The sequence below is a fragment of the Microcoleus sp. F4-D5 genome (genome assembly GCF_036704885.1).
Lineage (GTDB): Bacteria > Cyanobacteriota > Cyanobacteriia > Cyanobacteriales > Microcoleaceae > Microcoleus.
On the sequence record NZ_JAUBSX010000059.1, the window covers coordinates 38113 to 47855 of the forward strand.

General features: G+C 40.8%; 15 protein-coding genes. 6 read left to right on the forward strand and 9 right to left on the reverse strand.

Annotation, left to right across the window (positions count from 1 at the left end):
- Positions 1–18 precede the first annotated feature (18 nt).
- Positions 19–249 (forward strand): hypothetical protein, encoded by a 231-nt coding sequence (locus QUA80_RS23635; RefSeq protein ID WP_333427452.1) that lies wholly within the window; start codon positions 19–21, stop codon positions 247–249.
- Between the two features lie 79 nt (positions 250–328).
- Here QUA80_RS23635 and QUA80_RS23640 read toward each other — a convergent pair whose 3' ends face one another.
- The gene (locus tag QUA80_RS23640) at positions 329–520 is read right to left on the reverse strand and encodes a hypothetical protein (protein ID WP_333427453.1); all 192 of its coding nucleotides are present in this window, start codon (positions 518–520) and stop codon (positions 329–331) included.
- A 237-nt stretch (positions 521–757) separates the two neighbouring features.
- Between QUA80_RS23640 and QUA80_RS23645 the strand changes: the two genes are divergently transcribed.
- On the forward strand, positions 758–3523 hold the full coding sequence (locus tag QUA80_RS23645) for a HEAT repeat domain-containing protein (protein ID WP_333427454.1): 2766 nt from the start codon (positions 758–760) through the stop codon (positions 3521–3523).
- Between the two features lie 147 nt (positions 3524–3670).
- Positions 3671–3910, forward strand: a complete 240-nt coding sequence (locus QUA80_RS23650; RefSeq protein WP_333427455.1) for a hypothetical protein — start codon at positions 3671–3673, stop codon at positions 3908–3910.
- Between the two features lie 302 nt (positions 3911–4212).
- Here the strand turns inward: QUA80_RS23650 and QUA80_RS23655 are convergent, their stop codons facing one another.
- From QUA80_RS23655 to QUA80_RS23670, 4 genes are all read right to left on the reverse strand, one after another.
- Complete coding sequence (locus tag QUA80_RS23655; RefSeq protein WP_333427456.1) at positions 4213–4485, reverse strand: hypothetical protein; 273 nt, start codon at positions 4483–4485, stop codon at positions 4213–4215.
- A 115-nt stretch (positions 4486–4600) separates the two neighbouring features.
- Positions 4601–5293: a siphovirus Gp157 family protein gene (locus tag QUA80_RS23660; RefSeq protein WP_333427457.1), complete on the reverse strand. Its 693-nt coding sequence runs from the start codon at positions 5291–5293 to the stop codon at positions 4601–4603.
- A gap of 3 nt (positions 5294–5296) precedes the next feature.
- A complete protein-coding gene (locus QUA80_RS23665; protein WP_333427458.1) occupies positions 5297–5548 on the reverse strand; it encodes a hypothetical protein in 252 nt (83 codons plus the stop codon).
- 42 nt (positions 5549–5590) lie between these two features.
- Positions 5591–6082, reverse strand: coding sequence for a hypothetical protein (locus QUA80_RS23670; protein ID WP_333427459.1), 492 nt, complete (start codon positions 6080–6082; stop codon positions 5591–5593).
- A 196-nt stretch (positions 6083–6278) separates the two neighbouring features.
- On the opposite strand from QUA80_RS23670, the gene QUA80_RS23675 reads away from it, so the two are divergent.
- Positions 6279–7292: a hypothetical protein gene (locus tag QUA80_RS23675; RefSeq protein WP_333427460.1), complete on the forward strand. Its 1014-nt coding sequence runs from the start codon at positions 6279–6281 to the stop codon at positions 7290–7292.
- Positions 7293–7401: 109 nt separating this feature from the next.
- Here QUA80_RS23675 and QUA80_RS23680 read toward each other — a convergent pair whose 3' ends face one another.
- Genes QUA80_RS23680 through QUA80_RS23685 form a run of 3 tightly spaced genes read right to left on the reverse strand, consistent with a single transcriptional unit; the run spans position 7402 to position 8498 of the window.
- A complete protein-coding gene (locus QUA80_RS23680) occupies positions 7402–7941 on the reverse strand; it encodes a transposase (RefSeq protein WP_333427468.1) in 540 nt (179 codons plus the stop codon).
- Complete coding sequence (locus QUA80_RS33920) at positions 7941–8249, reverse strand: transposase (RefSeq protein ID WP_445302283.1); 309 nt, start codon at positions 8247–8249, stop codon at positions 7941–7943. Before QUA80_RS33920 ends, QUA80_RS23680 begins: the two co-directional genes overlap by 1 nt.
- A gap of 30 nt (positions 8250–8279) precedes the next feature.
- On the reverse strand, positions 8280–8498 hold the full coding sequence (locus QUA80_RS23685; RefSeq protein ID WP_333427461.1) for a hypothetical protein: 219 nt from the start codon (positions 8496–8498) through the stop codon (positions 8280–8282).
- Positions 8499–8679: 181 nt separating this feature from the next.
- On the opposite strand from QUA80_RS23685, the gene QUA80_RS23690 reads away from it, so the two are divergent.
- Together QUA80_RS23690 and QUA80_RS23695 are read left to right on the forward strand one after the other, a co-directional pair.
- Positions 8680–8928, forward strand: coding sequence for a colicin E3/pyocin S6 family cytotoxin (locus tag QUA80_RS23690; protein ID WP_333427462.1), 249 nt, complete (start codon positions 8680–8682; stop codon positions 8926–8928).
- A 61-nt stretch (positions 8929–8989) separates the two neighbouring features.
- Complete coding sequence (locus QUA80_RS23695) at positions 8990–9253, forward strand: DUF7683 domain-containing protein (protein ID WP_333427463.1); 264 nt, start codon at positions 8990–8992, stop codon at positions 9251–9253.
- Between the two features lie 214 nt (positions 9254–9467).
- On the opposite strand, the gene QUA80_RS23700 is transcribed toward QUA80_RS23695, so the two are convergent.
- Complete coding sequence (locus QUA80_RS23700) at positions 9468–9656, reverse strand: hypothetical protein (protein WP_333427464.1); 189 nt, start codon at positions 9654–9656, stop codon at positions 9468–9470.
- Between the last annotated feature and the right edge of the window lie 87 nt (positions 9657–9743).

Here is a 9743-nt window from a genome sequence, read left to right on the forward strand (position 1 = left end):
GTTTTTAAGGTGATTGAAATGAATCTAAAGGTTGATGCAATTGTTAATCCGGATCTGTTTGAAGATGAGGATACCGAGCTGGTGGAATTGGCGATCGCTCCTGAAGATGAGGATAAATACCCATTCGTGCGTCCCAGTAGCGCTCCTGCGGATTTGATGGACAGACCGGGGAGGGTTATTGGAGAATGGGAAAATATGGATTTCGATGAGCGAATTCAGGCTGACCCTACATATATCGATAGGGTCTAGGCGTAAGGGACGCAGAGTAGTGGGGTTGGGCGTTTGGTTCGATGGGGCGGCGGTAGCCGCCCTGTAAAGATTATCAGGTTTACTTACAAATGAGAATTACCACAACTTGTGGCGAGTGTTGTTTCTCACTTGAAGTTTTGTGCTGAGTTACGCGCTTAGTCGTTGATGCAGGAGAATTATCCAGAATTTGTTCCTCACCCCAAGGGAAAGCAAGTTGGACGGCGGTGGGTTGAGATTTGGAGTATCCGTTTGAAGTCTGCAAGTTGTCCATAAGTTTATCCTCTTCTTTGGATAGGTGGATTGCTGATTGAACCCAGATTAAGTTGAAATCATAAAAATCCGTCTGGAAAAAACCTTCCATTTAAACTGGAAAAAACTATCCAGATACCTATAAAGCTTGCTCGGAAAAAATTTGAAACACCTAGACAGTGCAGTTATAATAAAAATTAGTTTATAATGTGATTTTGAGGTAAAATAGGTGTAATTCCTGCTAAAATCAATGTAGACTATGAATACTTGGAGCATCTTCCTGACTAACATAGCTGTTACACATAAGTTATCTACCACCCAAATCAACATTCTATTATTGCTCCTGCCTGATGAAAATAGAGTCACGAGTGTTGTTGAGGTTGAGGCAATTCTTGGAACTAATGATTCAGTAACGAAGCAGTTAACAGAAATTTTCAAAAAATTTGCTAAAGATTGTTCTGATATCGCAGGCAGGAAACCTGGTAAATTGCATAAGTTACAAGCATGGCTAAAAACACAATGGGAGGGGTTGGCAATACAGGAGGTTGATAATGGCTTGCCAAGCGCGATCGCACCTGACTGGCGACAACTTTGCCTTACCATGCTTGAGCGTAAAAGACGCCTTACCGTCGATTATTGGCTCAACGGTGCGGATAGGCTACCCTTTGAACAACTAGATTTTGTGCCACTGGGATTGCTACAGCAGAAAAAAGATCGGGCTAACCGAAGTATTGGTTATGGGGTAACAGAAAGCTTTGACACAGAGAAACAGTTTTTTGATGAAGTTCTGCGGGATGGAAAAAACAGTCCGAAAAGCCAAGGGAGACGGTTAGCGATTATTGGAGAATCGGGGGCTGGAAAAACTACGTTATTGCTCAAAATTGGGTTTTGGATGTTGGAACAGTTGGAACAGACAGATGAAGTACCGATCTGGATTGATGGGAGAGAGGTAGGCACAAAACCGCTACACCAATATTTGAAAGAGTGGCTGCAAGAAGGTTCTGAAAAGCTAGGCTCTTTACCGCCGGAATGGATTGCAAACCTAGAGCAACACTTGGAACATGGTCGTATTTGCTTGTTGCTGGATGGAATTGAAGAGCAGGGAAGCCAATTGATCGAAAAGTTGACAGGCTGGGTAGGAAAGTGCCGAGTAGTATTAACCTGTCGGACAAATATCTGGAACTCCAGCAAAGATGCTTTAGAAGTTTTAGAGTTTGATACTTATCACAATCTAGGCTTGGGAATTGAGCAAATCAAACAGTGCATTGATGCTTGGTTTGCCAATGACGCAGAAGATTTATGGGCTGAGTTAAATAAGCCAATATATCACCGCATTAAAGATTTAGTTAGTAATCCTCTATATTTAACCTTTTTATGTCGTACTTGGCAACCACTACGCAAATTGCCCCGTACCAAAGCCGGTCTAATTCAATGGTTTCTTAATACAGACTATGACCGGAGTATTCCAGACTCTAAATCCCAGAAGCAACGCTTGATAAATTCTCTAGGACAATTGGCAAAACAGGCAATTGAGCGAGGAGAGTCTCCGTTGTCGCGTTCCATAGTCTGTTCTGAATTAGGAGAATCGGATGAGGATTTATTTCGGTTAGCTATCAAACAGCTTGGATGGTTGCAGCGTGTGAGTCCTTATCAAGAGGTCTATGACTTTATACATGACTCATTTAAGGAGTATTTTGCAGCGAAATCTATACCGCATTGGGATTACTTTTTAAAGCACGTTCCTCACAACCCAGATAAAGGTACTTATCTCATTTTTGAGCCCCAGTGGAAAGAGGTCATTTTACTATGGTTGGGACGTGAGGATCTCGACAATGAGGAGAAAGAAAAATTTATTAAGTCATTGGTAGAGTTTGAGGATAGGTGTCAAGACTTTTATTCTTCTCAAGCGTGTTGTTTAGCAGCGTCGGCAATAGCCGAATTTAAACAGTGTAGACGTGCTAAGCAGATTGTGTTGTGGCTTGTTAGATTCGGCTTCAGTTTGGAGACGTTTGACACTCCAATCGCACAGTTGGCCAGAGAAACACTTCCAGAGACAGATCGTACCCTTGCTATCACTACCGTAATTGACACAATCAACAATAGGCTAAATCTTTGTATCGGTTATTTATTGGTTTGGGCATTAGGGGAAATTGGTATGGGTTCACCAGAAGCTATTTCTACTCTCCTTTCTTTGATTTGCACTAGCACCCCTGATGCCACCCGTTATGAATGTAACTCTAACCACTATCAAGCAATTGATAGTTTAGGGCAAATTGCGTTTAACCATTTAGAAGCAATTAAAACTATAATTAACCTAATTGATAGCCATCCCGATATGCTTACCCGCATTAAAGCTGCTGACTGTTTAGTTAAAATCGCACCGAGTCACAAGTCAAAAGCTATCAATACTTTGATTGAATTAATGGATTCTGAACAAAATGGTAATCTTCGTTCTAAAGCAGCTTATAATTTGGCTAAGATTGATATTCAATACTTAGAAAAAGCAATTGAAACTCTCATCAAAACAATTGATAGTTATAATGAATTTAATCCTAATAATTTAATTCATCATTTAACAGCTAGTCGCTTAATAGAACTTGCAGATAAGCACCCTAAAGCAATTGCGTTGGCCCCCTTACTTGAAATCACATCGAACTATCCAGAATCAATTACAGAACTAATCGATCTGATTTGCCGCAGTCCTGACTCATCTATTCGTGTTGGAGCAGCAAAAAAACTAGAACAACTTGGAACAGGTAATGATGAAGCAGTCAAAACACTGATTGAAATGATTCACTCTAATACCGATTCGTTGAGCCGTGTTCTAGTGGCTGAATGTTTGGGTAAAATACTCCTAAACCATCAGTTAGAGTTAGCAGTTTCATCCATGAAAGACTGTCTATGCGATCGGGTTGCTGAAAGTGATTTTAATCTCTATTACAACTGCTACAAAGCGATTTGGCCTTGTTCCCAAAACATGAGCTACCCAAATTTTTTTATGGCTTGGCACGATCCTTTTTGTTGAAATTAACTAATAAGGGGTGGACTATAGGCGTATTCAAAAGGTCAGGAGCCTGAAACATCGGAGATGGCAGCCTAGCACATCCCAGTCCCCCAAAATTATAGAATCCCAGTTTCTGCGCCGTTCGATGGCAAACTAAATAATGACATAGTGAAAGGATATGAGATGATGGCGCGACTCGTTAGTGACTTTAAAGTATTGCCCCTCATCTCATTCGATGCGGGTGCAGCTACGACATTTGAGCAATTAAAGTCACAACGGCTTCAACTGGCAAAGATGGATGCAAGAATCGCGGCAATTGCACTGTCCCGTGAATTGATTCTGTTAACCCGTAATCATCGAGATTTCGGGAAAGTGGCAGGGTTGGCAATTGAAGATTGGACAATTTGAGGCATCAAGAATATCTTTTGGAGTAAGGTTAGCATGGTATTATTGCTTCACTTGCGATCGCTTTTACTACCGCGCACACACACTGCTGCGTGATATAAAGCGATCGCATATCTCAACGAAGCGAGCCTGTGCTTTCGGTAGTCCGATTTCCTTGTCGCAGAACGCCTGTCTGCTGATGTTTGCATCGGATACTCGATCGGGATCTGCGATCGCGGTCAAATAGCAGCCCAATCTTTTGGAATCTTTCCTCTATTATTTAATAATTGTCATAGTGTTTATGGGCGCTCGCCCCCTTACTGGTGTTAATTTAAATCATTTTTGTTCAAAGCTCCACTTAGTAGTAGAAGCGGCTCATCGGCGTAGGCTTCTATTTCCAAGAAATCGGTCATTGCTTCAGCGACAGCGGCTCTCATCGAACCAAGAATTACGAATAATCGCCCATCTTTAATCGGAAAAGATATATCTAGGTGATTGTCTCCATCCTCAATCAAAATGACAAGTTTTCCTCGATAAATTCTGTAGGTAATTCTGTCAAAGGTTGAAATATCAAATGAATGGTTGTTGTGTTTGTTCATAGAAAGAGTTATACTAGAGTAATTCAAAAAGATGGGGTAGCAGATAGCCCTTGCAATTGTATAGCTATCTGCTGTTAGTGAAACCTCCCGCACTTCTTTGGTTGAAGATTTTCTACTAACCAACTCGTGCTTTTACCTTCTTGTTAGAACCCTCAATGCTTTTAGGAAGCGCCTTTTCTTTACGCCCAGTATTCTGCGTTGTAGTTGAATGAGTTTCCTGAGAGTTTGCAGCAGCACGATTAGAAATTACCTCAGTTGCAGAGGTAAGATTTGATGGTACTATTCCGTATTCGACTCTAAGTTTACGCTCAATTCGAGTGCCATCAACGGGAATGCCTTGTTTCCAATCGGCTACAATTTTGCGTTTGTTGGCTGTAACAACTAACTTTTCTGTGCGGTACTCTGTTGGCAAATCACAAGGATTTATTAACACTTCGCAAATTGGCGGATTTTCCTTGAGTCGGATGTGACGCGATCGCCCCGCAATCTCGGTAGGAATTACTCCCATTGAGTGAAATTGTAGCAAAGTTTTATCTAGACTGTTGCGCCACCGTTCCAGTCGTTCAATTGCCTTAGTATGCAGTTCTACTAAATGTTTTAAGCGTGCTTTGACGGCACAAATTTCGGCATCTAGTTGGTCTGCTAGTTCGGCTTGCGTATCAGCAGCAATTTCCTGGTTTGTCTGGTTTTCCCAAATTTCTTTGAGAATAGCCTCTTCTGCTTCGGGAGTTTCAGCAGTTTCCAATTGATTCCAGAGTTCGACTGCTTGTATCGAATATCTGGCTAACGAATCTTTAGCTAAATACATTAGTTACCACCTTCCACAACAATGAAAATACTCATCAAAAGTTTCAAGGCTAGCGAGTATAGCTAGCGTTCCTGGTGTGAGTTCGTCTTCCAAACTATGATAGTCAATGCTTTCCTCGCCTACTTCCCCAATTTGTGTCTCTGGGATAAGTTCTAGGAAGTCGGATTTGACATCCACTATTTCAAACAAAGGAGTATGAGTGCAGGCGATCGGCGAATTTGTTGTATTGTCAGCTTCACATTTTTCCAGGGACACAGTTGTGTAAAACCTCGTCGAGTATTTCAAAGTCAACAATGTTTAAGAGTGTTTTCCATTTCGCGTAGAAGCCCTTAAGGCTTCTACTTTTTTCAAAGCAGGAATCCGCTGCTTGCGAGAGGGAAGTTTTTCTTCAGATACCTCTGATAATTCTTCGGAAAGGTTATCTTCGTCGCCTTCAAGATCGTCGTTAGTGAAATCAGCATCGTTATCCTCATCCGCGTCACCCACTTCGCTGTCATCTGTCTGAACTTCTGGTTCTGGCGATGCAGCAGGTGAGGTAGTTGAGGTAGCGATGATGTCATAGCCCAGTTCTAGGATTAGCGATCGCACGACACTTTCCATCTGCTGTTCCGATAACCCAGGAGTCGTTCTCTTGAGTTCTTGCCGTTTCATCAACATCCACACTTTCAGAGTTTCTTCAGGCGTTGCAGTCTTCAATGCCAATTTGATTTTTCTTGTCAGTTTGTCCCGCGTGGATTTGAGACGGTCTGTGGCAATTTTTTGTGTATTATTGGGCTGATTTGTAGGCATGAGTAGTGGCGTACCAAATTATTATTTCCACCAAAAAAACAGGGCGTTAGCCCATTTATAAATCGATGACATCGGAAATTAGGTAGAGAGATTTGTAATTCCTTGGTCTGATGGGAGACGACGCCCATATTTAGTAGCTTAAAGGCTGAAAATACACATAGTCTGAGCTTATACATCGCCTACAAAAAGCATAACCATGAGCCAAATAAGAGGCTTTTACCCAGTTATTCTTATCCCCGATTCAATTCGTCAGTTTTGCGCGGATAACCCGATACCTATTTTGGAAGAAAGTGCTTCCTCTACAAGAAAACCGCCTTTGACGCCGCGATTGCCAGTTTCCAATAATTCTCGTTATTCCCTGGTAATTCAACTTTGGATAGCTAGTGTTGCGGTAGTAATGTTGGTTAACTGGCTGTTTGGCATGAGTGTTATGGCTTTCTGGTCATCGGTAACCTGTTCGTCAGTGAGTGCAGTAGCGACTTTTTCCTATCTGCGGTTTGTTGATTTTCAAGTGCGCGATCGCTACAAGCAACGACTAGCTGAGTATCAACAACAGCTATCCAAATACGAAAGTTATCAATTGTGTAGCTTGCAGCCCAATGGCAAGGAAACTGAGCAATATAATTCTCTGTTGCAGGAGCGATATAAACTGCTTAAGAAGTTGTTGAAAAAAATTGTTCAACCGCCAGCAAGTCAGAGTAAGGGAGGAGCACAGCAAGGGGTAAGTGAAAAACAGTTTTTTGTTTACTTATGTCGTTATTTCTCTGGGTTTTATGACTTCTGTATGGGTGGTGAATTTCCTATACCCGGTACATCTTTTCGTTACACTGCTGACTTTATTTTGGTTCATAAACCGACAGGTTTAGCAATAGATATCGAGATTGATGAACCTTATGATGGGCGAACGGGAAAGCCTCATCATTGTGTGGATAGGGGTAAAGACAATCAGCGCAATCTGTTTTTCTTAGAGAGAAATTGGGTAGTGATTCGGTTTTCTGAGTTGCAAGTTGTCAAATACCCTGATGCTTGTTGTAAGGCGATCGCTAAAATCATTTCTCAAATTACGGGCGATTATAGAGGATTAGTTCAGTTGGGAAAGGTTGCTGATTTGTTTCCCGACAAGCAATGGACAATAAAAGAAGCTACTTATATGTCTAAAGCCAAATTTCGTAACGGTTACCTGCCAGAGATTTTGGCAAGGGTAAACTGACATATACCTGTAATTGGAATTAACTATCAACTGCAAGCAAAAAAAACAAGCCAGCCGATTGCTGGATAAGAATATATCTATATTTTATATAGAACCCATTTGACATCTTTTAAGCTGCAAGCCTTTTGACCATCAGCCTAATAAAACAAACATTAACCTTGGCAGTTGCATTAGCTAAGGTTCTCTCAAAGTTTTTAATGAGTATTTTGCACCTTTCCATACTCGCATTCGATCGTTCAATTATCCACCTAGCCCTCACCGGAACAAATCCCGACTTTCTCTGGGCTTCTTTTTCTACTTTCGATGGTTTTTTTGAGAGTTCAAACTTGATTTTAGTCATAATTTGTGGATAAATCTTCTGCAACTCAATAGTCAGATGTTCGGGATGATATCCGTTATCTAGCAAGATGGTAATTTTGGGGATGTTAACGGGTTTAGACTTGAAATAATCGAGGTTTTTACTTAACATTTCAATCAAGCCGGCATCATCTGATAAATTAGCTTTTGTGCAGTGAGTAAAGAACGGAAAACCAAGCGTGTCAACAGCTAGATGCCTTTTAATACCATTGGTAGATTTATAAAAACAATATCCTTTCGATGCAATACTGGCATTACAGGTATTTTTCACGGCTTGTGAGTCAATAATGATTAACGTAGTCCACTTCGGTTTTTTTTAACCTGCGCTCGTACTTGAGAATGTAAGACACTCATCAGTTCTTCAATCACTCCTTCTGACCGCCACTGTTTGTAATACCAATATACAGTTGAGTAGGGTGGTAAGTCTTTTGGTAAATCTTCCCAATTGCAACCATTTTTGAGTTGATAGAATATGCCATCCAAGATTTCTCTTTTTGTCCTGTTGGGGGGTCGAGTTCGCTTTTTAACGGGTAATATTTGATGTAATAGAGGTTCCAGGATGAACCATTCGGAGTCCGTTAGGTTACTAGAATACGGCATGACGGTTTGAGGGTGTGGGTGATGGTAATTTTAGCTCAAAACTTGATGGGGGACAACCAACTTGAAAATCTGTCCAGGCGATCGTTTCAACCGAATGACTTCAAAAAAAAGCTTTTGAGGGCGACTGCTGTGAGCGATCGACTGTTGTGAAGCCGATCGACTGTTGTGAAGCCGATCCGACTGCTGTGAAGCCGATCCGACTGCTCTGAAGCCGATCGACCGTTGTGGACGATCACTAAAAGATGTCAAATGGGTTCTATAAAAGCCCTAGAATTTAGGCTATAATCATTAAAGTTAGTAGTAACTTTTTCAAGTAAGCCTACTAATTTCCCAATGTGTTTCTAAAATTTACTCCCTTCAATACCCTCTTTAGTACAGGGAGGAGTGTTAAGGGGTAGTTATAAATAAGCACAGATATAAGGAAATTAGTATGACATATGTTCCCGCACCAAAAACTCTTGAAGCCTTTCCAAAAGCTAAGCGAGTTAAACCAAAAACACCCCTCCTCCTTGTAGGGGGATTAAGAAGTAGATGGGAGGATGAAGAGTGCATATATGAGTGGGATTATAGACATGGTTTAGTGGAAAAGTATGATAAACGGGGTAATCATCTGGGTGAGTTTGAGCCTATTAAAGGAGAACGAATAAAACCTGGAGTTGCTACTCGTAAACTAAGTTAATAAAAATGGGGGGCATAAAGCCCCTCTTCTCTACAAAATAAATTTAATAGTGGATAAAGTAATGAGTATTAGCGCACATAAACCAGTAGTTCAAAGAGTTGTACGTTGGTATGCTAAATGCGGTAACGACTTTATAGGAGAGAAAGTTTTGGATAACGTAAACCTTTCTTACCTAAAAAAACTTTTTAGAGTTGAATCAAATAATCCTATGTACGAATGTTATCCTATTGAGTATTGTGAACATAAAAATTATCTTGAAAAGGCTTTTAATTTGAAAATCAACCTAGAATTATATGATTATTTTATAGAGTGTGATGCTATCTGAAATATTTTAAATAAGCTTATCATTCATCTTGAAATCCAAGTAGTGGAACGCGAACTCAATATTTCACTAAATTTTTGGCATATTCCAAGTAGTAACCGACTGCCAGTGATGAGCTTGTGTAAACAGTCGGTTGAATTTTACGAGCTAAATTAGGGCCTCTTCATCATTTAGTATATCCGCCAAAGCAAATCCGAAATTCCAAACTCCCGCTCGCTTAACGGGGCAGTATATCATCAAGACGAAGTTGCAAGCTTTTTAGCAGAGGCGAAATAATCGATTGACCGAGGCGAATTAGCAACCTCTCAAAAATTTGGTGGTTGTATTTAGGTGTTGTTGCAGTTTGGCGATCGTTCATTGAATGGAATTTCTTAGCAATGCTGAGCGATCGAAGTACCTCTCTCATAAAAAAACTGGCTAGTAGACGTAGGCGGGAGTTAACCTACCATTGATTATTTCTTCAATGCTTTGCCCGAATAAGTCCATTTGAAGG

Coding starts and splice junctions, on each gene's coding strand:
- QUA80_RS23635 (WP_333427452.1), top strand. CDS start 19: ATGAATCTAAAGGTTGATGCAATTGTTAATCCGGATCTGTTTGAAGAT.
- QUA80_RS23640 (WP_333427453.1), bottom strand. CDS start 520: ATGGACAACTTGCAGACTTCAAACGGATACTCCAAATCTCAACCCACC.
- QUA80_RS23645 (WP_333427454.1), top strand. CDS start 758: ATGAATACTTGGAGCATCTTCCTGACTAACATAGCTGTTACACATAAG.
- QUA80_RS23655 (WP_333427456.1), bottom strand. CDS start 4,485: ATGAACAAACACAACAACCATTCATTTGATATTTCAACCTTTGACAGA.
- QUA80_RS23660 (WP_333427457.1), bottom strand. CDS start 5,293: ATGTATTTAGCTAAAGATTCGTTAGCCAGATATTCGATACAAGCAGTC.
- QUA80_RS23670 (WP_333427459.1), bottom strand. CDS start 6,082: ATGCCTACAAATCAGCCCAATAATACACAAAAAATTGCCACAGACCGT.
- QUA80_RS23675 (WP_333427460.1), top strand. CDS start 6,279: ATGAGCCAAATAAGAGGCTTTTACCCAGTTATTCTTATCCCCGATTCA.
- QUA80_RS33920 (WP_445302283.1), bottom strand. CDS start 8,249: ATGCCGTATTCTAGTAACCTAACGGACTCCGAATGGTTCATCCTGGAA.
- QUA80_RS23690 (WP_333427462.1), top strand. CDS start 8,680: ATGACATATGTTCCCGCACCAAAAACTCTTGAAGCCTTTCCAAAAGCT.
- QUA80_RS23695 (WP_333427463.1), top strand. CDS start 8,990: ATGAGTATTAGCGCACATAAACCAGTAGTTCAAAGAGTTGTACGTTGG.
- QUA80_RS23700 (WP_333427464.1), bottom strand. CDS start 9,656: ATGAGAGAGGTACTTCGATCGCTCAGCATTGCTAAGAAATTCCATTCA.